We start from the raw sequence: 19,182 nt of genomic DNA on the forward strand, positions 1-19,182 counted from the left end.
GGAGCGGCGGCCTGCGTGCAGGCCACCACCCTCATGAAGCTCACGCGGCGTCGCGATACTGGGTCGGCCATTGGCGCGGCTTCACTTCGGCGAGCGCCTGCGCAATCGCCGCGATGTGCTCTGGCGTCGTGCCGCAGCAGCCGCCCGCGATATTCACCAGACCCGCCTGCGCGAATTCCTTGAGCAGGCCCGAGGTATCCGCCGGCAATTCGTCGAAGCCGGTGTCGCTCATCGGATTCGGCAAGCCGGCGTTCGGGTAGCACGATACGTAGGTATCGCAGAGCTTCGCCAGTTCGGCGATGTACGGACGCATCAGCGCCGCGCCCAACGCGCAGTTCAAACCGAACGTGAGCGGCTTCGCGTGACGCAGCGAGTTCCAGAACGCTTCGACGGTTTGCCCCGACAGAATGCGTCCGGACGCGTCGGTGACGGTGCCCGAGATCATGATCGGCAGACGTTCGCCGGTGTCTTCGAACAGCTCGTCGAGCGCGAACAGCGCGGCTTTCGCGTTGAGCGTGTCGAAGATCGTTTCGACGAGGAACAGATCCACGCCGCCGTCGAGCAGCGCCTTGGCCTGCTCGTAGTAGGCGGTGCGCAGTTCGTCGAAGGTCACGTTGCGCGCGCCCGGATCGTTCACGTCGGGTGAGATGCTCGCGGTCTTCGGCGTCGGTCCGATTGCGCCGGCGACGAAGCGCGGCTTGTCCGGCGTCGAATACTTGTCGCACGCGGCGCGCGCGAGTTTCGCCGATTCGAGATTCATCTCGACGGCCAGCGCTTCCATCCCGTAGTCCGCCTGTGCGACCGTGGTCGCGCCGAACGTGTTCGTTTCGATGATGTCCGCGCCCGCCGCCAGATACTGCTCGTGAATCTCGGCGATGATCTTCGGCTGCGTGATCGACAGCAACTCGTTGTTGCCTTTGATGTCGCGCTCGTAGTCCTTGAAGCGTTCGCCGCGATAGCGGGCTTCGTCGAGTTTGTAGCGCTGGATCATCGTGCCCGTTGCGCCGTCCAGGATCAGGATGCGCGACTTGAGCAGCGCGGGAAGCGCCGTGCCGCGCGTGTAGGCGGGCTCGGAACGGACTGGCGTGGCGGTTTGAGCAGGCTGGTTCATGGCGGACGAGGGCTTGCGCCGGCTTTTGCGGAAAACCTGTCATTGTAGCCGCTGCCGGGCGGATCCGCCCGGCGCGGGCCTGGTGGCGGCCTCGACGCTCGAGGCTGGCCGACAAGCGAAAACTCGAGGTGCGAAGCCGGCGCGCGGCAATCCGCTGGCCCCGGCAAGCGGGCTGGATAGAAAACGGCCCAGCGAGGCAAAAGCCTGCTGGGCCGTTTCACGAATGCTGACCGCCTTATCAAGGCCGCCGATGAACTGGACGGCGCGGTCAATGATGTCGCCAAAGACGTTGAGCGAAGTCCTGCGCTTAGTGGAGGATCACCGGTTGGTGCATCAGGCTGTCGAACTGCCCGAGGAATTCGTCGACCTCATCCAGCGACGGTTCCTCTTCGATCAGCTTCTGCACGTGCTCGCGAAAACGCGCCGCCATGGCACCGTCGATGTAGATTTCGCGCTGCATGTTCTTGTCGACGATCTCGTAGCCACCCGACTTCATGGCCAGCGGACCTTCCTGCGGCGGAAACTCGACGACACAGTAGTTGGGGCTGTTGTAGATCATTTGCATGGCGACACTCCTTATTTCCGTTGGCTCCTGGCCGTTTCTGCACCGTAGGTGGAGCGTATGTGATGGAATTCAAGGGGTGGGTCCGGATTGACGCTTGTAAAGTCCCGAACCTACCGGTTAGACCGGCCTTTCAAGAAACGTTTCAAGCAGTGCAGCAAAACGGTGAGATTGCTCGATGGGCGCGAGATGAGCGGCGTCGAGGAGTTCGAACTGTGCGCCTTCGATGGCGTCTGCTACTGCACGCGTTGTAGCAGGTGGCGTGCCCGCATCGTGGCGGCCCGCCACGGTCAAGGTTGGACAACGGATGTCTCCCAGCTTACTGCGTACATCGAAATCGCGCAGCGCTTCGCATGCCACGGCGTAGCCTTCTGGCAACGTATGTGCGAGCACCTCGCGAATCTGTTCGACCGCTTCCGGATGAGCGGCTTGGAAGTCGGGCGTGAGCCAACGGTTCAAAGTGGTGGGCACGAGGGCCGCGAGGCCGTCGCTGCGTGCGGTGTGCGCGCGTTGCTCCCACACCGCGCGCCCCTCGGGCGGCGTGCCGCCGGTGCTGTCGGCAAGGGTCAACGTGTCGACGCGCGCAGGGTGGTCCAGCGCGAATTGCTGCGCAATCATGCCGCCCATCGACATGCCGACCAGATGCGTCGTGGGCGCGCCGAGTGCGTCGAGCAACGCGGCGAGATCGTCTGAAAGATCGTTGACGCTGAATGGCCTGTCGGATACCGACGTCTTGCCGTGGCCGCGCACGTCGTAACGCAGCACGGTGTAGTCATCGCGGAAATAGCCGGCAAGCTGGTCCCACACGGACAGATCGCCGCCGAGTTGATGGATGAACGTCAGCCACGGGCCGCCGCCCTCGTTGCTCAGCACGTAGCGCGTTTCGATGCCGTTAATGTTCACTTGCATGCGGGCTCCTTGAAGGGAACGCAGTGGAAGGATCCATTTGCGTGCGCGCTGTTTGCCCCTTGCCTCAGTGACGAGGCTCGTCTATATACGCAGCGCACGCGCGAACGGTTGCAGCAAGTTGTGCGAGTCGGCGTTGTCGCGGAAGTTCGGCGATTTACTGGAGACCCTGCTCTGATGGTGGGGATGTCAGGGTTTGACGATACCGGGAGCGGTCGAATCGACGTGCGAGGCGGGCGCGGGTGCGGGTGTAAGTGCCGATGCGTCCGCGGGCGCGGCAGTGGTCGAATTGTCAGGCGAAGGCGAAGGCGAAGGCGAAGGCGAAGGCGAAGGCGAAGGCGAAGGCGAAGGCGAAGGCGAAGGCGAAGGCGAAGGCGTGGCAGCGGCGCTGCCGTCATTGCCGTCGCCGCCTGTCGAACCCGCGTCATCGAGCGAGAGCTTGCCGCGCCACACCAGTTCGAATTGCGTGCCGTTCGGTTCCGTTTGAACGATCCGCGCGGGCAGCCAGCCGAGCGACGGCGCGAGCCACACGTCGATACGTCGAAGGTCGCCGTCATGGCGCGGCAAGCGTTTGAAATGGCGCGTATCGAGGTAGCCCTCGGTCGTGCGGATCGTTTCATCGCCGATCGTTTCGACTGGCCAGTTCTCGCCGCTGTCGTTATCGACGACGAAAAACTGCCGCGTCACGCCGGGCTTATACGCGGACGGGTCGCCGCGCACGAGGCTCGCAAGCTGCATCACCATGCTGAAACGGTCCTGCGCGCCGTCGGGCAGCGGCAAGGTGGCCGGCGTGCGCGTGAAGCCGATCTTCTTGTCGGTGCGATTGAAGATCGCGATGTCCTCCGCCCGACGCCCGCGCTTTTCGCTGTACTGATCGGGCGCGAGACCAAACGCATCGATGCGGCCATGGCTCGAATAGACGAATGGGCCGACGAACGGCAGCGGCACGGAAACGATCATCTCGTAGCCTTGCGCGTTGCTGGTCCAATGGATCGTGCCGGGCTGGTTGCGCACGCCGTTGTAGAACGTGTCGTACTGCAGTTCGGCGGAGGGTGGGACTGAGAACTTCACGCCGGGCGCGGCTTGCGGCGCGCTCGCGGCAGCGGGTGCGCTGGCCGTGCCGGCGGGGCTCGCGCTGGCATCGGCGTTGGCATTGGGATTGGCCGCAGCGGCGGGCGCGCTCGCTGTGACGTCCGACGCAGCCGCAGCGGGCGGCGGGGCTTGCGTGGCCGGTTGCAATGCAGTCAACACGTGCTCGCGCGGCGGACTCGCGGCGGGCTTGTGCGCGGCGGGAGCCGGCGCAGGCGCGGGTGACGCCGCGGCCGTGGGTTGACGTTCGACGCGCTCAGGCGTCAGCAATGCGACCTGCACCGGCACACGCTCGTGATCGGTGGGATTCAGCGTCGCGCGGTTGCGCTCGAACCACTGCGCGGCGATCCAGTGCAACACGGCCACCGCGACGAGCACCGCAAGCCAACGCCATGCGCGCGAGCCGCCGCGCGGCCCGTTGGGCAGCAGGCGACTGGCGCGGCGTGTGGCGGGAGCTGTGGCCATCGGCGATCGAATGTGTGTGGGCGGAAAGCGTCGGGGTGGGTGAGGGCGCTATCTCGTGCGCGTATGACAAGCGGCGAACGAATTCGACCGCATCGACGCGCGCGATGTTCCCCGATGACGAAAACATGCACGAGCCGGACGTGTTTAACGAACCGCACGTAGCGCCGTCGGCGCCGACGTCAAACTCAAACGCCGACGCTCACAATCGCGCACCGGCGCTTCAGTTTTCGTCACGTGGCGCGGCACTATACCCCAGCTCGTACGAGAGCTTTTGCGCGCATTCGCGCAGTGCCGTATCGATTTCGCCGCCCCAGCGGATATCGAACACGCCTTCCTGACCGAGCGTGACGAGGCCGAGCGCGAGTTCGCCGGTCGAGTCGAACACCGGCATGCAGAACGCGTGGATGGTCGGCAGCAACATGCCTTCCACGCGCGCCGCTTCGTGCTTTCGCACCTCGGCCAGCACCGCGTCGACTTCGTCGCGCGTGCGCGGGCCGCTCCTGTACGACGAGCGATGCGAGTCGGCGAGTTCGCGTTCGAGCATCGCGGCGGTTTTGCTCGCGGGCAGATAGGCGGCGAACAGCAGGCCGGTGGCGGAACTGAGCAGCGGCATCACGTCGCCGAGTTTCAGCGAGGCTTTGGCCGGATGGCTCGACTCCATCCAGTGAACCATGGTCGGCCCCTGATTGCCCCACACCGCGATGCCCACCGTGAGATCGAGCCGGTCGCGCAATTCGGCCAGCGCGATCCGCGCGAGCTTCACGCCGTCGACGCGCGCAAGCCGCGCGAGCCCAAGCTGCAACGCGAAGCCGCCAAGCTCGTAACGGCCCGACAGCGGATCCTGTGCGACGACGCCGAGACGCAGAAAACTCACCAGGTAACGATGCGCTTTCGCCGGACTCATGCCGGCGCGCTGCGCGAGATCGCGCAGCATCATCGCGCGCGGTTCCTGGGTCAGCACGTCGAGCAGGCGAAAGCCGACTTCGATCGACTGGATGCCCGAGCGCAGTTTCTCCTCGCCACCCTCGCTGCCTTCGTCGTCGGCATCGGGGACGTCGAGTGGTTCAGCCGAGGCGTTGTCGGTGCGGATCGCGCCGGAGCGGGTAGTTGGAGACATGAGCGGGGCGCATCGAGCGCGTTCAAAAGATGATGAAAAGAAATGAGCGGCGGCAGGTGTAGCAATGGACTGGGAGAGGCGTCAGGTGGCGAGGCCGGTGATCGCGCTTATTCTCAGCCCCGGCTCGTGCGAGGCAACCGGCAATCAGCAACCCGCAACCCGCAACCCACCGCGACCCGGACAACCCCGTCCACTTGGGACACGCCGATTCACCATCGTAGAATAGATTCCCTCCATCGTCACTAACACGGTTCACTCCTCTATGAAACTTGCCACGCTGAAGGACGGCACGCGCGACGGCCAACTGATCGTCGTGTCCCGCGACCTGCACACTGCGGCGATCGCCGACGCGATCGCGCCCACCATGCAGCGCGTGCTCGACGACTGGTCCTTCTACGCGCCGCAACTGCACGAGTTGTACGACGCGCTCAATCAGGGCCGCGCGCGCAACACCTTCTCCTTCGACGCGAGGGAGTGCATGGCGCCGCTGCCGCGCGCGTTTCAATGGGCCGACGGCTCGTCGTACGTCAACCATGTCGAACTGGTGCGACGCGCGCGCGGCGCGGACATGCCGCCAGAGTTCTGGACCGATCCGCTGATGTACCAGGGCGGCAGCGACGACTTCATCGGCCCCAAAGACGACGTGGTGTGCGCGTCGGAAGCATTCGGCATCGACTTCGAAGCAGAGGTTGCAGTCATCACCGCCGACGTGCCGATGGGCGTCACGCCCGACCAGGCCCTCAGAAGCGTGCGCCTGATCACGCTCGTCAACGATGTGTCGCTGCGCAACCTGATCCCCGCCGAACTCGCGAAGGGCTTCGGCTTTTTCCAGAGCAAGCCGGCCACGTCGTTCGCGCCGGTCGCGGTCACGCCCGACGAACTCGGCGAACACTGGCGCGAAGGCCGCGTGCATCGGCCGATGATCGTCCACTGGAACGGCAAGAAAGTCGGCCAGCCGGACGCCGGCACCGACATGGTGTTTCACTTCGGTCAACTGATCGCGCATGCGGCGAAGACGCGCAACCTGCGCGCCGGGGCGATCGTGGGATCGGGCACGGTGTCGAACAAGGACGCGAAGCGCGGCTACTGCTGTATCGCCGAGAAGCGCTGCCTCGAAACCATCGAGAACGGCGCGCCGCAAACCGAGTTCATGAAGTTCGGCGATACGGTGAAGATCGAAATGTTCGACGAAGCGGGCAAGTCGATTTTCGGTTCGATCGATCAGGGCATCGCGCCGCTGGATTGAAGCCGGTTATGTCTCGCAGAGCGCGGTATGTCACCCAGGGCCGCGTTCGCGCCAACCTTGCACGGACGAAAGGGTTTCGCCCGATGCCGCCGCCACGACGCGCGGCTACACTGACTGGCGCGAGGGCCTGCCCGGGGTGGCGGGCCGTGGGTTCATCGGAAGTCTTGTGAGAAACGCTGCGCGGAAGCCCGCTCGGCGGCGCATAAGCAGCGCATCGGCAGCACATCAAAACGAAAAACCGACATGAGGAGACAGCATGCCGCGATTGGAGCGATTCGAATCCCTTGAATCTGGAATTGAGCGTGGAAGCCGGCGCGCTCGCGCGTCGAACGTGACTGCCGGTGTGGGCGCGAGCCACGCGCGCAACCGGTTCGCGCGCCGCGCCGCCGCGTTATGCGCGGCACTCGCCGGCGCAATGCCCACGCTGGCGCTCGCGCAGGTCAAGATCGGCCTCGTGTTGTCGCTGACCGGCCCCGCCGCGTCGCTCGGCATTCCCGCGCGCGACACGGTCGCGCTGCTGCCCAAACAGATCGGCGGCCAGACAGTCGAATACATCGTGCTCGACGACGCATCCGACACCACCCAGGCGGTGCAGGACACCAAGAAGCTGATCTCCGAGAATCGCGTCGACGCGATCATCGGTTCGTCGATCACGCCGAACTCGCTAGCGATGATCGACGTGGTCGCCGCTGGCGAAACGCCGATGATCTCGCTGGCGTCGTCGGCGAAAATCATCGAGCCCGTCGATGCGAAACGCCACTGGGTCTTCAAGACCCCGCAGACCGACGCGATGATGGCGTCGGCCATCGCCGAGCACGCGAGCACGCATGGCGTCAAAAGCATCGCGTTCATCGGCCAGGCGGACGCGCTCGGCGAGACCTTTTACGCCGAAGTCGCGAAGTTCGCGCAGCTGCATCACATCAACATGGTGGCGAGCGAGCGCTTCAATCGCACCGATCCGAGCGTGACCGGCCAGGTCCTCAAGATCCTCGCGACCCATCCCGATGCGGTGGTGGTCGGCGCGGCCGGCACGCCCGCCGCGTTGCCGCCGAAGACGCTCCGGGAACGCGGCTACAAAGGGCTGATCTATCACAATCACGGGGTCGGCAATAACGATTTCCTGCGCGTGTGCGGCGCCGATTGCAACGGCACTTTCCTGCCCGCGAGTCCGGTGCTGGTCGCCGCGCAACTGCCGGCGGACCATCCGGCCAAACGCCTCGCGCTCGACTACATCGCGCGCTTCGAGGCGTTGCGCGGAGCGGGCAGCGTGTCGGCATTCGGCTCGTACACGGCGGACGCGGGCACCTTGCTCGACCACGCGGTGCCGATCGCGCTGAAGGCGGGCGCGCCGGGCACGCCGGAATTTCGCCGCGCGCTGCGTGATGCGCTCGAAGCGACGCACGGTCTCGCGGACACCAACGGCGTAGTCAACATGAGCGCCACCGATCACCTCGGGCTCGATCAACGGGCGCGCGTGATGGTCGAAATCAGGAACGCGAAGTGGGTTTATCAGCCGCGTTGAGTGTGCGGCGCATGCCGCCGCATTGGCCATTCACGCGGCCCCGGTTCAACAGACACAGCGATATACGGATTGCTCATCATGTCTCACGCACCAGGCAGTAACGAACACAGCAACGACGCGTATTACGCGCACTACCAATCGCTGCAGTTGCATCGCCATCCGCACGGCGTGCTCGAAGTCGTGATGAGCGGCGAGGGCGCGAACCGAAGCGCACTCGCCACCGCCAACGCGCGGATGCACTTCGAACTCGCCGAAATCTGGCGCGACATCGACCGCGATCCCGACACGCGCGTCGCGATCATTCGCGGCGAGGGCAAGGGCTTTTCGGCCGGCGGCGACCTGCAACTGGTCGAAGACATGGCGACCGATTTCGACGTGCGCGCGCGGGTCTGGCGCGAGGCGCGCGACCTCGTCTACAACGTGATCAATTGCAGCAAACCGATCGTTTCGGCGATGCACGGTCCAGCGGTCGGCGCGGGACTCGTCGCGGGACTGCTCGCCGATATCTCGATCGCGACGAAGACGGCGCGCATCATCGACGGCCATACGCGCCTCGGCGTCGCCGCCGGCGATCACGCGGCGATCGTGTGGCCGCTTCTGTGCGGGATGGCCAAGGCCAAGTACTACCTGATGCTGTGCGAGCCGGTGAGCGGCGAAGAGGCGGAGCGCATCGGCCTCGTATCGCTCGCCGTCGATGAGCCCGAGCTGCTGCCCAAGGCATTCGAAGTCGCGCAGAAACTCGCGAACGGCTCGCAGACGGCAATCCGCTGGACCAAGTACGCGTTGAACAACTGGCTGCGCTCGGCGGGGCCCGCGTTCGATACCTCGCTCGCGCTGGAATTCATGGGCTTTGCCGGGCCGGACGTGCGCGAAGGCGTGAACTCGCTGCGTGAGCGGCGGGCGCCCGATTTCGGCGCCAGCGACCCGTGGCGCGGCCAGCCGCAGCCGCCGTCGGACGATCGCGCGGCGGGCGACGAGCGGTCCTGACCGCGTGCCGCGCACGGTATGATCGAATCAGACGCGCGCGGGACGGCGCTCCTCCTTCCTCCAATGCATCGAGGCGACAAGCATGACCGATACGACCGATTCCACGCCGCCCTTTCCCGGCTTTCCTGGTTTTCCGCCCGCTGAAATGCTCGAACGCATGTGGGGCATGATGCGGCTCTCGCCGTTCGGCTCCGCGCTGCCCGGCGCGCAAGCGGGCGGCGCCCTCGGGCCGTCGCTGTCGATGATGTCCGACATGATGGCGCCGCTCACCAACGTCGAAGAACTCGACAAGCGCATCACCGACATGCGCGCGGTCGAGCAATGGCTGAAGCTGAATCTGAGCATGCTGCAGTCCGCGATTCAGGCGCTCGAAGTGCAGCGCGCGACGCTCGCGACACTGCGCGCGTTCGGCGCGTTCGCGCAGTCGTCGATGGCTCAGCCGACGGCGTCCGCAGCGCCGAGTCCCGCGCCGGCGAGCGGCTGGCCGCATCCGGCCGCGCCCACGCCCGCGCCGGCTGCGCAAAGCGCCGCGCCTTCGGAGAACGCGGCTTCCGCGGACAACGCCGAAGAAGACACGCCCGCGACGCCGCCGTTCGACGCGTCAGCCTGGTGGAATCTGCTGCAATCGCAGTTCAACCAGATCGCCCAGTTCGCGATGACGCAACCGGCCGCCGCAGGGGGCGAAGCGGCGACCGACTCCGCGCAGGAGACGATGAAGGCATCGGCGGCGGGCGGAGCAACGGGTCATGCCGCCGCGTCAAAGCCAACCGCCAGTCCCGCGACGAAGCGGCCGGCGGCAAAGCGGGCGTCGACGTCCGCAAAACGCGCGAGCGGTTCGACGGCGAAAAAGTCAATTTAAAGGCAGGAACGAAAGACGGCGGCGCATGCGGTGCGCCGCCGGATCAATGCCTCACGGACCGGCACGACCCGATAGATGAATTCGCCGCCTGTCATGGTTTTGCCGCTGGCTGCCGGTCACACTGCGCGGATCGCGCGCTTTGTTGCCAGAGGTCAATCAGGCACCGGAATTGCGTCTTTTACCGATGGTAAATCGGTAAAGTGCGCGTGCTATCATTGTGTAAGCTTCATTTTGGCTTTTGGGCGTGCGTTGAAAAGAACCAATCCAGCCGCCCTCGCGTCATTCGCCGCCGGTATAACCGGTACAGGGCTGGACGGTGCGGATTCATCGCATACTGGCTCGACCTCAGGCACAGGGTATCCCTCACCCACGGTTGGCCGCACAGCGCGTAAGTTGGTGGCAGCGCTGGCGCAAAACGCCCGCACTTCTTTGCTGCCCGGTGATCTGGGCAGTCGATTACCGCGTAAAATTGAATGCTTGGCCGACAAACGGTGCAAATTCGTTCGTCGTGAGCAAAAGTGCTACACGTAGTAGTTACAGACATAGACAGTATGCGCAGAACAGGGGTGGGACTATGAACACCATGCTTTATCCGGAACTTTATAAATCGCTCGAATCCGTTCGATGGGACATGGAGAAAGACATTCCCTGGGACAAGTTCGATGCATCGCTCCTGACCGACGAGCAGGCCGCGACGATCAAGATGAACGCGATCACCGAATGGTCGGCGTTGCCCGCCACGGAAATGTTTCTGCGTGACAACCATCACGACAGCGATTTCTCCGCGTTCATGAGCGTGTGGTTCTTCGAAGAACAGAAGCACTCGCTGGTGCTGATGGAATATCTGCGCCGCTTCAAGCCGGAAATGTGCCCGACCGAAGAGGAACTGCACGCGGTGCGCTTCGAATTCGATCCGGCGCCGCCGCTCGAAACGCTGATGCTGCACTTTTGCGGCGAAATCCGTTTGAATCACTGGTATCGCCGCGCTGCCGAATGGCACACCGAGCCGGTCATCAAGCAGATCTACGAAACTATTTCGCGCGACGAAGCGCGTCATGGCGGCGCGTATCTGCGCTACATGAAGAAGGCGATGGCGCAAACTGGCGACATCGCGCGTGCGGCATTTGCGAAGATCGGTGTGCTGATGGCGTCGGCGCGCCGCACGGAAAAGCCGCTGCATCCCACCAATCTGCACGTCAATCAGGCGCTGTTCCCGCGCGACACGATTCAATCGCGTCTGCCGGATCCGGAATGGCTGGAGCGCTGGCTCGACGAGCAGATCCGTTTCGACGACGGCTGGGAAAAGAAGGTGGTCGAGCGCATTCTGCACAACCTGTCGATTCTGTTCGAGCGCACGTTCAATACGGCGCAGGAACTGAACCGCTATCGCAAGGAAGTGGTGGCGCGTTTGCAGGCGGACCAGAAGTCCGCTGAACAACCGGCTTGATGCGATGAGTATGTGAGCAAAGTTCGCGGATCCAGGCGCGCTTCGGCGCCCGTGCCGCGGACAGGTTCGATTGGTTTCAGGAACGGCCCGGCACGCGTGAGCTTGCCGGGCCGTTTTGCTTCAGCACGCGCACCGTGTATCGTGACGGCATTTTTCTCTTTCCGACTTTTTCATGGCTGCTATTTTCGAACGCAAGATTCTGACGCGCGACGCACTGGTGAAGCTGCGCCCCTCGTTGAGTGCGCCGGTCGTATTCACCAACGGGGTGTTCGACATCCTGCATCGCGGCCACGTGACCTATCTCGCCGATGCGAAGGCGTTGGGCGCGTGTCTGATCGTCGGTGTGAATAGCGATGCGTCGGTGCGCCTGCTCGGCAAGGGCGATGACCGCCCGATCAACAACGAAGCCGACCGCATGGCGCTGCTGGCGGCGCTGGAGAGCGTCGACTACGTGGTGTGCTTCGGCGAGAAGACGCCGGTCGAGCTGATTACGGCGGTTCGACCGGACGTGCTCGTCAAAGGCGGCGACTACGATATGGATGCGTTGCCCGAATCGGCGATCGTGCGCGGGTGGGGCGGCAAGGCGCTGGCGATTCCTTTCGAGCACGATCGCTCGACCACCGCATTGCTGAAGAAAGTTCGCACGCAGGGCTAAGTGCGGTTGCTACTGTTGCGGTTGCGGTTGCGGGTGAGGGCGGGACGTAACGCGGCCACATCGGTCGTATTTGCCCAAATGGCGCGAAGCTGTGCGTGAATGCGCGCTTGCCGCGCCTCCAACTGACGCCACTTACTGCGGCAACGCCGATGCCGCAATCGGCGCCGCCGGCGCCGGACCGCCGACCACCGGCTGATCGGCGGCTTCGGCAGCCGTGACCGGCCGCACTTTCAGCCAGTCCGGATGAATCTCGCGATTCAGATGATTAGGCTCGCGGCCGCCGGCCGTGGGCGCCGGGCCGAATACGCCGCGCACCGCGACGAATGCCAGAATATTGGCAAGAAGCAAGATGGCGATCGGCCAGCGAAGCATGGCGGAGGGTCCCGTGCAGATAGGTTGAGTCGTTGTTATTTGCAGCGCCGCGCGTCAGACGCCCGGTTCCGCCGCGCACTCGGCGGCAATCAGCGCGAGGCCGGACAGCACGAGCGAATCGTGGCGAGTATGCGGCACTTTGAGCGCATTCGCTACTTCATCCACGGCGCCGCCGCTGACCACCAGCCGCACCGGCACCTGCCATTCGTCCTGCAAGTCACGCCACACGCGTTCGATCAAACCGGCTTGCGCCAGCGTGCAACCGGCCGACAGCGAACGCGGCGTGTCCGTCGCGAAGAATGGGCCGCGGCGAGCCTTTTCCGTTTCCGGCGCGCTGTCCGTATCGAGCAGGCCGCGCGCGGCGGCGGCGTCGAGCGTCGGCAATTGCGCCGTGTGCTCGCCGAGCGAACGCATCATCAGGGTCCAGCCGGGCGCAATCAAACCGCCGACAAAACAGCCGTCCGCACGCAACGCTTCGAGCGTGGTCGCCGTGCCGAACGTCGCGAGCAGCAGATGCTCGCCAGGAAACGCCGCGTGCGCGCCGATCATCCCGGCCCAGCGATCGCTACCGAGTGCGCCGGGCGTGGTGTAGCGATTGGTCACGCCGCACTGCTGCGCGCGGGCGCGGATCGTCGTGAGTGGCAGTTGCGGCCAGCGCGCGTCGAGCAGTGCCGCGACCCGCGCGGCGACACCGTCACCGGCGACATTGGATAACCACGCGCTCCCGGGCGCCGGCAAACCGGACCAGTCGGGCTGATCGACAGCGCCGTGCGCACCATCGGTCGCATGATTCAGCGCGCCGGCCGCCAGCTGCGAGCCGTCCGCCTGCACCAATGCCCACTTGATCCGGCTATTGCCCGCGTCGACCAGCAGATAAGGCGCGCCGCTCGTCATGCAGCACCGTCGGCCAGACGCAGCGAGACGTCGCCAGTCGCGATGGTCTGACGGCCGGAGGCGGTGTCGAGCAGCAACTGGCCGCGCTCGTCGACGCCCGCTGCCACACCGCGCGTCTGTTCCACGCCTTGTTCCAGCAGCACGACTTCACGGCCCGCGTACGCATGCACCGCGTTCCAGCGCGCCTGGAACGGCGCGAAGCCTTCGGCGCCGAAGCGTTGCAGCGCCGGTTCGAGCGCGTTCAGCTCGGCGGCGAGCGTGTCGGTGAGGTTGGCGTTGGGCAGCGCGCGTTGCAGCGCGGTCGGCACCGTGCCGCGCGCCTGCGGCGGCACGTCGGCATGGAGCGCGCCGACTCGCGCCGCCAATTCGTCGGCGCCCTTCACATTGGTGCCGATGCCGATCACGACGGCGCTGGCGTCGTCGGTGCTCCACGCGGTTTCGATCAGGATGCCGGCCAGCTTGTCGCCTTCGAGCAGCACGTCGTTCGGCCACTTCAGCGCGATCTGGCCGGGACCGGCGACCGGCAGCGAGCGTAGCCCGTCGACCAGTGCGACGCCGACCGCGAGGCTTAAGCCCGCTAGCCCTTCGAGCGGACGCGGCAGCACACACGCGACCGAAAACAGCAGCGCATTGCCGGGCTCCGCATACCACGGACGACCACGGCGGCCGCGCCCGGCGGTTTGCAGATACGCGACCCGCACGATCGGCCGCGGCAGCGCGCCGGCTTTACGCGGCAGCGCCTTGACGCGGGTCATCAGGTCGGCGTTGGTCGAGCCGGTTTCCTCGACGATTTCGATCGGCCAGTCATGCGCATGCGCGCCGAACAGCGCGACCGCGCGCTCACGGTCGATGCGCCAGTCGGTTCCGTTTGCAGCCGCGCCGGCGGCTTGGGGTGGGGTCTTGGAAGCGTTCATGCCGCATATTGTAGCGACAGGAAACTCCATGGGGTTTTGAGCACGGCCCATCTGCCGCGCCTTCGCTACAATGGCCCCTAATCCGATAACCAGATTCTCGCGATCCTTGAACTACGACACTCCGCCCGGCCTTGAAGTCGCGGCAGGCAGCCAAGGCAAGATCGTCCGGCTCTCGGGCCAGTGGACGGCGCTCGCGCTCGCGCGCGACCGCGCCACCGGTCACGTGATTCCTCTGTTGCGCTCGCTGACCGGCGCTGAAGGCATCGGCGAGTGGGACCTGTCGCGCATCGACAGGATGGACCACGTCGGTGGCCAGGCGCTGTGGCGCGTGTGGGGCCACAAGATGCCCGCCGTCACCACGCTCACCGACACGCAGCGCGACATTTTCGAGCGCATTGCATTGCTCGACACGGTGCGCGAGAAGGCCGAACCGGTGATCAAGTTCGACCCGTTTACGCGGCTCGGTCTCGCGATCTTCTCGTTCTTCGAGCATCTGTACGGCGGCGTGAGCATGCTCGGGCGCGTCGTGCTCGATCTGCTGGCAATCGTGCGCAAGCCAAAAATCACGCCGTGGACCGAAATTTCGGCGAACATCTACAACGCGGGCGCCCGCGCGCTGCCGATCACCGCGCTCGTCGCGTTCCTGATCGGCATCGTGCTCAGCTATCTGTCGGCGCAACAGTTGCGGCTTTTCGGCGCGAACCAGTTCATCGTCAATATTCTGGGGCTCGCGGTGATCCGCGAACTGGGTCCGGTGCTGTCGGCGATTCTGGTGGCGGGTCGCTCGGGCTCGGCGATCACCGCGCAGATCGGCGTGATGCGCGTGACCGAGGAACTCGACGCGATGCGCGTGATGGGCATTCCGCACGGCCTGCGCCTGATCCTGCCGCGCGTGATCGCGCTCGGCGTGGCGATGCCGCTGCTCGTGATGTGGACCAATATCATCGCGCTGACCGGCGGCGCGCTCGCCGCCAAGGTCGTGCTCGGCATCGACATGAGCTACTTCGCGCGTGCGTTGCCGGGTGTGGTGCCGATCGCGAACCTGTGGATCGGCCTCGGCAAAGGCGTCGCGTTCGGCATGCTGATCGCGATCGTCGGCTGTCACTTCGGCTTCCGTATCAAGGCCAATTCGCAGAGTCTCGGCGAAGGCACGACGACCTCGGTGGTGACTTCGATCACCATCGTGATTCTCGCGGACGCGGTGTTCGCGATCCTCTTTCAGAACGTGGGGCTCGGATGATCGCGCCACTCACCCAGGCCGTGCGCGGCCAGCCCGTGCCGTCGATCGCCGAGCCGGTGATCGAGGTGATCGACATCACCAAGCGCTACGGCCGCAACATCGTGCACCAGCATCTGAACCTGGACGTGCGGCGCGGCGAGATCGTGTCGATCGTCGGCGGGTCGGGTTCGGGCAAGACCACGCTGGTGCGGCAGATTCTCGGTCTGGAGCGACCGTCGTCCGGCACCATCAAGCTGTTCGGCGAGGACCTCGCGACCGTCTCGCCGGAAACCGCGCTGCTGATGCGTAGCCGCTCCGGCATGCTGTTCCAGCGCGGCGCGCTGTTCTCGTCGCTGTCGGTGTTCGACAACATCGCGCAGCCGGTGCGCGAACTCGGCGTGGTGCCCGAGGACCTGCTGCGCGACATCGTGATGCTCAAGCTCGAAATGGTCGGGCTGCCTTGCAAGCACGCGTCGAAGATGCCGTCGGCGCTGTCGGGCGGGATGATCAAGCGGGTCGGCATTGCGCGCGCGATCGCGCTCGAACCCGAACTGCTGTTCCTCGACGAACCGACCGCCGGGCTCGATCCTCAGGCGTCCGACGAATTCGTCGAACTGATCTCCGCGCTGCATCGCGCGCTGGGCTTGACGGTGGTGATGGTCACGCACGACCTCGACACGATGATCGCGCTGTCCACTCGCGTGGCGGTGCTCGCGGATCGCAAGGTGCTGGTCGCCGCGCCGGTCGAGGAGGCGGCGGGCGTCGACCATCCGTTTATCCGCGAATATTTCCTCGGCCTGCGCGGGCGCCGCGCGTTGCAGGCGCTGCCGCCGGAGCGCCGCGCGAAGCTGCCGCGCGCGGCACTCGCGTCGGCGTCGTCCGAATTGCCGCTGTGAACCAGGAAACCTGACAATGGAAAACAAATCGCACGCCTTCTGGGCCGGACTCTTCACGATCGTCCTGCTGCTGGCTATCGCGGCGGCGGCCTTTCTGTTCAACGTCGACCGTTCGGTGCGCGTGCCGTACGACCTGATTGCGCGCACCAACGTGACGGGCCTGTTTGCCGATGCCGCGGTGCGCTATCGCGGGCTCGACGTCGGCAAGGTCCAGTCGATCAAATTCGATCCGAGCCATCCGGGGCAGATTCTGGTGCGCATCCTCGTCGACACGCGCGCGCCGATCACCCATTCGACTTTCGGCAGCCTCGGCTTTCAGGGCGTGACCGGCATCGCCTTCATTCAACTCGATGACACCGGGCGCGATCCGCGGCCGCTGCCGTCGTCGGTGCACGCGGTCGCGCAGTTGCCGATGCGGCCCGGCCTGCTCGATCAATTGCAGCAACGCGGTGACATCCTGCTGCGCAAGCTCGAAAAAGTCGCGGACGACGTGAACAACATCCTGTCGCCGGAAATGGCCGACCAGTTGCACGGCACGGCGGCCAGCATCCAGAAGGCCGCCGACGGCATCGCGACGCTGACCCAGCAGATCGCGCCGGTCACCGGCAAGTTGCCCGGGACGATCGACCAGTTGGACCGCACGCTGGCGTCGACCAATCAACTGGTCAGCAACCTGAACCGCCCGAACGGTCCGTTCGAAATGAACCTCAACAAGGTCGGCACGGCGGCGCAACAGGCGGGCGACGCGCTGACGTCGATGAACGGCACGTTGCAGGAGCTGTCGTCGCGCGTCGGCTACGACACGCTGCCGCGCGTCAGTTCGCTCGCCGACGACGTGCGGTCCGCGGCGCGCTCGGTGGATCGCGCGGCGGACACGTTCAGCACCAGTCCGCGCAGTGTGCTGTTCGGCGCGCCGCCCGCGGCGCCCGGACCCGGCGAGTCCGGTTTCAGCTGGCCCGCCGCCCGCACCGCCCGATGAATCCGCAGGTTTGAAGAAAGGAACTCTGTCATGTCACGTCCGATTCACCGATTGTTGTCCTCGAGCGCCGCGCTGACGGTGCTGTTCGCGTTCGGCGTGCTGGCCGCGGGCTGCATGAGCGCACCGGCGGCACGGTCGGACGTTCGCTACGACTTCGGGCCGCCGGTTGCGGCGGCGTCGGCGGCCACGTTACCGCCCGTGAAGGTGCTCGATGTGAACGCGCCCGAGGGGCTCGAATCCAACCGGCTGCTGTACCGCCTCAGCTATGCCGACGCGCAGCAGATCGCGTCGTACGCGAACAGCCACTGGACCATGATGCCTTCGCAACTGCTGACCCAGCGTCTGCGCGGCGCGCTCAGTTCGAGCGGCACCGTGCTCACGGGCGCCGACGGTGTCGCCGCGCCGGTGCTGAAGGTCGACCTGAGCCAGTTCGAGCAGGTTTTCGACAGCCAGACGGAAAGCCATGCGGCGATCACCGCGCGCGCCACGCTCACGAAGAGCGGCAAGGTGATCGGCCAGCGCACGTTCGTCGCGAGTGCGCCGGCCAGTTCCGCGGACGCCGCCGGCGGCGCGCGCGCGCTCGCCACGGCCAGCGACGATCTGGTCGCGCAGATCGCCGCATGGCTCGGCGCGCAGGCGCTGGTCGCGTCGCAATGACGGGCCCGCAGCGCACGCAACGGAGCGCTGCATGAGCCATCGACCCTGGCTGCGCCGCCCGTCGGTGCTGGCCCGGCAAGCGCTGGTGCTGTACGCCGCGCTGATCGTCTACGGTTCGTGGTATCCGTTTTCAGGCTGGCGCTCGCTCGGCCTCGCGCCGTTTGCCTACCTGTTCGATCCCATGCCGCAGTACCTGACGGCGTTCGACGTCGTCACCAACGTGCTCGGCTATATGCCGTTCGGCGCGCTGGTGGTGCTCGCGGTATATCCGCGCTGGCGAGGGCCGCTCGCGGTCGCGCTGGCGTTCGTGCTAGGCGGGCTGCTGTCGGGCGCGATGGAGGCGGTGCAAACCTATCTGCCGACGCGCGTCGCGTCCAACCTCGATCTGGCCGCCAACGCACTCGGCGCGTTGCTCGGCGCGGCGATGATGTCGCCCGCGACCGGCGCGCTGCTCGATCGCGGCCTGCTGCGGCGGGTGCGGCTGCTGTGGTTCGAGCGCGATCGCGCGGCGCTCGCGTGCCTGGTCGCCGCGTGGCCGTTTGCAACGATGTACCCGGCGCCTCGCCTGTTCGGCCTCGGCAACTGGCCGCGCGCGCTCTGGCTGCGCTTCGATTCGACGACGCAGGATGCGCTGCTCGCGTGGACGCCGCCGGGTTGGCACGTCGGCGCATGGCCGGCATTGGCCGCCGCGTGGCTGCCGGACGACGTGTGGGAAGCCGCGATCACCACGCTGAACCTGTTCGCCGCGCTCGCGCTGGCTTCGCTGCCGGTGCGCCGTCATGCGCCGCGTGTGCGTCTACTGCTGCTGTTCATCGTCATGACCTTGTGCGTGAAGGCGGGCGCGACGTTTTTGCAGTCGCAGTCGGGCCTTGCGTTCGACTGGGCGACGCCCGGCGCGCTAGCGGGGCTCGTGTTCGGCACCGCTGCGGCGTTGCTCGCGCTGCGTTTGCGGCGGCGCTCGCGCGCGGCGATGGCGGGTGTGGCGCTGGCGATCGCGCTGGTGTTCGTCAATCTGCTGCCGGTGAATCCGTATTTCGATGTCGTCCTGGCCGACTGGCGGCAAGGGCGTTATCTGCACTTCAACGGGCTGGCGCATTGGCTCGCGTGGATCTGGCCGTATGCGGCGCTGGTGTGGCTGGCGTTTGCCGTCGAACAGGTGTGGCTCAAGCGGCGGACGACGCGGGCGTGAGGGGCAGGTGAGGTTGGCGCAAGGGGAGGTGCAGGAAAGAGGCCGGCGAGAGAGGCGCTTGATGCACACGGGGCCTGCGGACACTCGCATAACTTA

General features: G+C 65.8%; 20 protein-coding genes. 12 read left to right on the forward strand and 8 right to left on the reverse strand.

The features are described 5' to 3' along the window. Positions 1 to 40: 40 nt before the first annotated feature. The 5 genes from BGI01S_RS24350 to BGI01S_RS24370 form a co-directional block, all read right to left on the reverse strand. A complete protein-coding gene (locus BGI01S_RS24350; protein WP_042328660.1) occupies positions 41 to 1,111 on the reverse strand; it encodes a homocysteine S-methyltransferase family protein in 1,071 nt (356 codons plus the stop codon). Positions 1,112 to 1,418: 307 nt separating this feature from the next. Further along, entirely contained in the window at positions 1,419 to 1,676 is a 258-nt protein-coding gene (locus tag BGI01S_RS24355) for a BTH_I0359 family protein (protein WP_007179533.1), read from the reverse strand. Positions 1,677 to 1,793: 117 nt separating this feature from the next. Further along, positions 1,794 to 2,582: an alpha/beta fold hydrolase gene (locus tag BGI01S_RS24360; RefSeq protein WP_042328661.1), complete on the reverse strand. Its 789-nt coding sequence runs from the start codon at positions 2,580 to 2,582 to the stop codon at positions 1,794 to 1,796. A gap of 186 nt (positions 2,583 to 2,768) precedes the next feature. Beyond that, positions 2,769 to 4,133 carry a DUF3108 domain-containing protein gene (locus BGI01S_RS24365; protein ID WP_042328662.1) on the reverse strand — a complete coding sequence of 455 codons (1,365 nt, stop codon included), beginning with the start codon at positions 4,131 to 4,133 and terminating at the stop codon, positions 2,769 to 2,771. A 220-nt stretch (positions 4,134 to 4,353) separates the two neighbouring features. Beyond that, positions 4,354 to 5,250 carry an IclR family transcriptional regulator gene (locus BGI01S_RS24370; RefSeq protein ID WP_042328663.1) on the reverse strand — a complete coding sequence of 299 codons (897 nt, stop codon included), beginning with the start codon at positions 5,248 to 5,250 and terminating at the stop codon, positions 4,354 to 4,356. Between the two features lie 262 nt (positions 5,251 to 5,512). Between BGI01S_RS24370 and BGI01S_RS24375 the strand changes: the two genes are divergently transcribed. From BGI01S_RS24375 to rfaE2, 7 genes are all read left to right on the forward strand, one after another. Next, on the forward strand, positions 5,513 to 6,496 hold the full coding sequence (locus BGI01S_RS24375; RefSeq protein WP_042328664.1) for a fumarylacetoacetate hydrolase family protein: 984 nt from the start codon (positions 5,513 to 5,515) through the stop codon (positions 6,494 to 6,496). 256 nt (positions 6,497 to 6,752) lie between these two features. Further along, positions 6,753 to 8,018, forward strand: coding sequence for an ABC transporter substrate-binding protein (locus BGI01S_RS24380; protein ID WP_042328665.1), 1,266 nt, complete (start codon positions 6,753 to 6,755; stop codon positions 8,016 to 8,018). 78 nt (positions 8,019 to 8,096) lie between these two features. Next, a complete protein-coding gene (locus BGI01S_RS24385; protein ID WP_042328667.1) occupies positions 8,097 to 9,005 on the forward strand; it encodes an enoyl-CoA hydratase/isomerase family protein in 909 nt (302 codons plus the stop codon). Positions 9,006 to 9,087: 82 nt separating this feature from the next. Further along, on the forward strand, positions 9,088 to 9,864 hold the full coding sequence (locus BGI01S_RS24390) for a PhaM family polyhydroxyalkanoate granule multifunctional regulatory protein (protein WP_042328668.1): 777 nt from the start codon (positions 9,088 to 9,090) through the stop codon (positions 9,862 to 9,864). Between the two features lie 75 nt (positions 9,865 to 9,939). After that, on the forward strand, positions 9,940 to 10,395 hold the full coding sequence (locus tag BGI01S_RS30865; protein WP_217997661.1) for a hypothetical protein: 456 nt from the start codon (positions 9,940 to 9,942) through the stop codon (positions 10,393 to 10,395). Between the two features lie 43 nt (positions 10,396 to 10,438). Continuing rightward, positions 10,439 to 11,311, forward strand: a complete 873-nt coding sequence (locus BGI01S_RS24395; protein WP_042328669.1) for a ferritin family protein — start codon at positions 10,439 to 10,441, stop codon at positions 11,309 to 11,311. A 172-nt stretch (positions 11,312 to 11,483) separates the two neighbouring features. Then, a complete protein-coding gene (rfaE2, locus tag BGI01S_RS24400; RefSeq protein WP_042328671.1) occupies positions 11,484 to 11,966 on the forward strand; it encodes a D-glycero-beta-D-manno-heptose 1-phosphate adenylyltransferase in 483 nt (160 codons plus the stop codon). Between the two features lie 132 nt (positions 11,967 to 12,098). On the opposite strand, the gene BGI01S_RS24405 is transcribed toward rfaE2, so the two are convergent. From BGI01S_RS24405 to BGI01S_RS24415, 3 genes are read right to left on the reverse strand one after another with little or no spacing between them, the layout of a single operon-like run. Then, positions 12,099 to 12,338: a hypothetical protein gene (locus BGI01S_RS24405; protein ID WP_042328673.1), complete on the reverse strand. Its 240-nt coding sequence runs from the start codon at positions 12,336 to 12,338 to the stop codon at positions 12,099 to 12,101. A 54-nt stretch (positions 12,339 to 12,392) separates the two neighbouring features. After that, positions 12,393 to 13,232: a type III pantothenate kinase gene (locus BGI01S_RS24410; RefSeq protein ID WP_042328675.1), complete on the reverse strand. Its 840-nt coding sequence runs from the start codon at positions 13,230 to 13,232 to the stop codon at positions 12,393 to 12,395. Then, positions 13,229 to 14,146, reverse strand: a complete 918-nt coding sequence (locus BGI01S_RS24415; RefSeq protein ID WP_042328677.1) for a biotin--[acetyl-CoA-carboxylase] ligase — start codon at positions 14,144 to 14,146, stop codon at positions 13,229 to 13,231. Before BGI01S_RS24415 ends, BGI01S_RS24410 begins: the two co-directional genes overlap by 4 nt. Positions 14,147 to 14,252: 106 nt before the next feature. Between BGI01S_RS24415 and BGI01S_RS24420 the strand changes: the two genes are divergently transcribed. Genes BGI01S_RS24420 through BGI01S_RS24440 form a run of 5 tightly spaced genes read left to right on the forward strand, consistent with a single transcriptional unit; the run spans position 14,253 to position 19,086 of the window. Continuing rightward, a complete protein-coding gene (locus BGI01S_RS24420) occupies positions 14,253 to 15,386 on the forward strand; it encodes an MlaE family ABC transporter permease (protein ID WP_042328679.1) in 1,134 nt (377 codons plus the stop codon). Then, positions 15,383 to 16,261: an ABC transporter ATP-binding protein gene (locus BGI01S_RS24425; protein ID WP_042328681.1), complete on the forward strand. Its 879-nt coding sequence runs from the start codon at positions 15,383 to 15,385 to the stop codon at positions 16,259 to 16,261. Before BGI01S_RS24420 ends, BGI01S_RS24425 begins: the two co-directional genes overlap by 4 nt. A gap of 16 nt (positions 16,262 to 16,277) precedes the next feature. Beyond that, positions 16,278 to 17,240, forward strand: coding sequence for an MlaD family protein (locus BGI01S_RS24430; protein ID WP_042328683.1), 963 nt, complete (start codon positions 16,278 to 16,280; stop codon positions 17,238 to 17,240). A gap of 30 nt (positions 17,241 to 17,270) precedes the next feature. Next, positions 17,271 to 17,897, forward strand: coding sequence for an ABC-type transport auxiliary lipoprotein family protein (locus tag BGI01S_RS24435; RefSeq protein WP_042328685.1), 627 nt, complete (start codon positions 17,271 to 17,273; stop codon positions 17,895 to 17,897). A gap of 31 nt (positions 17,898 to 17,928) precedes the next feature. Next, positions 17,929 to 19,086, forward strand: coding sequence for a VanZ family protein (locus BGI01S_RS24440; protein ID WP_042328687.1), 1,158 nt, complete (start codon positions 17,929 to 17,931; stop codon positions 19,084 to 19,086). Positions 19,087 to 19,182: the final 96 nt, after the last annotated feature.

This window comes from Paraburkholderia ginsengisoli NBRC 100965 (genome assembly GCF_000739735.1).
GTDB classification, from domain to species: Bacteria; Pseudomonadota; Gammaproteobacteria; order Burkholderiales; family Burkholderiaceae; genus Paraburkholderia; species Paraburkholderia ginsengisoli.

What these genes read in the sequence shown, in the direction of transcription:
- BGI01S_RS24350 (WP_042328660.1), bottom strand. Translation starts at nt 1,111, where the DNA reads ATGAACCAGCCTGCTCAAACCGCCACGCCAGTCCGTTCCGAGCCCGCC.
- BGI01S_RS24355 (WP_007179533.1), bottom strand. Translation starts at nt 1,676, where the DNA reads ATGCAAATGATCTACAACAGCCCCAACTACTGTGTCGTCGAGTTTCCG.
- BGI01S_RS24360 (WP_042328661.1), bottom strand. Translation starts at nt 2,582, where the DNA reads ATGCAAGTGAACATTAACGGCATCGAAACGCGCTACGTGCTGAGCAAC.
- BGI01S_RS24365 (WP_042328662.1), bottom strand. Translation starts at nt 4,133, where the DNA reads ATGGCCACAGCTCCCGCCACACGCCGCGCCAGTCGCCTGCTGCCCAAC.
- BGI01S_RS24370 (WP_042328663.1), bottom strand. Translation starts at nt 5,250, where the DNA reads ATGTCTCCAACTACCCGCTCCGGCGCGATCCGCACCGACAACGCCTCG.
- BGI01S_RS24375 (WP_042328664.1), top strand. Translation starts at nt 5,513, where the DNA reads ATGAAACTTGCCACGCTGAAGGACGGCACGCGCGACGGCCAACTGATC.
- BGI01S_RS24380 (WP_042328665.1), top strand. Translation starts at nt 6,753, where the DNA reads ATGCCGCGATTGGAGCGATTCGAATCCCTTGAATCTGGAATTGAGCGT.
- BGI01S_RS24385 (WP_042328667.1), top strand. Translation starts at nt 8,097, where the DNA reads ATGTCTCACGCACCAGGCAGTAACGAACACAGCAACGACGCGTATTAC.
- BGI01S_RS24390 (WP_042328668.1), top strand. Translation starts at nt 9,088, where the DNA reads ATGACCGATACGACCGATTCCACGCCGCCCTTTCCCGGCTTTCCTGGT.
- BGI01S_RS30865 (WP_217997661.1), top strand. Translation starts at nt 9,940, where the DNA reads ATGAATTCGCCGCCTGTCATGGTTTTGCCGCTGGCTGCCGGTCACACT.
- BGI01S_RS24395 (WP_042328669.1), top strand. Translation starts at nt 10,439, where the DNA reads ATGAACACCATGCTTTATCCGGAACTTTATAAATCGCTCGAATCCGTT.
- rfaE2 (WP_042328671.1), top strand. Translation starts at nt 11,484, where the DNA reads ATGGCTGCTATTTTCGAACGCAAGATTCTGACGCGCGACGCACTGGTG.
- BGI01S_RS24405 (WP_042328673.1), bottom strand. Translation starts at nt 12,338, where the DNA reads ATGCTTCGCTGGCCGATCGCCATCTTGCTTCTTGCCAATATTCTGGCA.
- BGI01S_RS24410 (WP_042328675.1), bottom strand. Translation starts at nt 13,232, where the DNA reads ATGACGAGCGGCGCGCCTTATCTGCTGGTCGACGCGGGCAATAGCCGG.
- BGI01S_RS24415 (WP_042328677.1), bottom strand. Translation starts at nt 14,146, where the DNA reads ATGAACGCTTCCAAGACCCCACCCCAAGCCGCCGGCGCGGCTGCAAAC.
- BGI01S_RS24425 (WP_042328681.1), top strand. Translation starts at nt 15,383, where the DNA reads ATGATCGCGCCACTCACCCAGGCCGTGCGCGGCCAGCCCGTGCCGTCG.
- BGI01S_RS24430 (WP_042328683.1), top strand. Translation starts at nt 16,278, where the DNA reads ATGGAAAACAAATCGCACGCCTTCTGGGCCGGACTCTTCACGATCGTC.
- BGI01S_RS24435 (WP_042328685.1), top strand. Translation starts at nt 17,271, where the DNA reads ATGTCACGTCCGATTCACCGATTGTTGTCCTCGAGCGCCGCGCTGACG.
- BGI01S_RS24440 (WP_042328687.1), top strand. Translation starts at nt 17,929, where the DNA reads ATGAGCCATCGACCCTGGCTGCGCCGCCCGTCGGTGCTGGCCCGGCAA.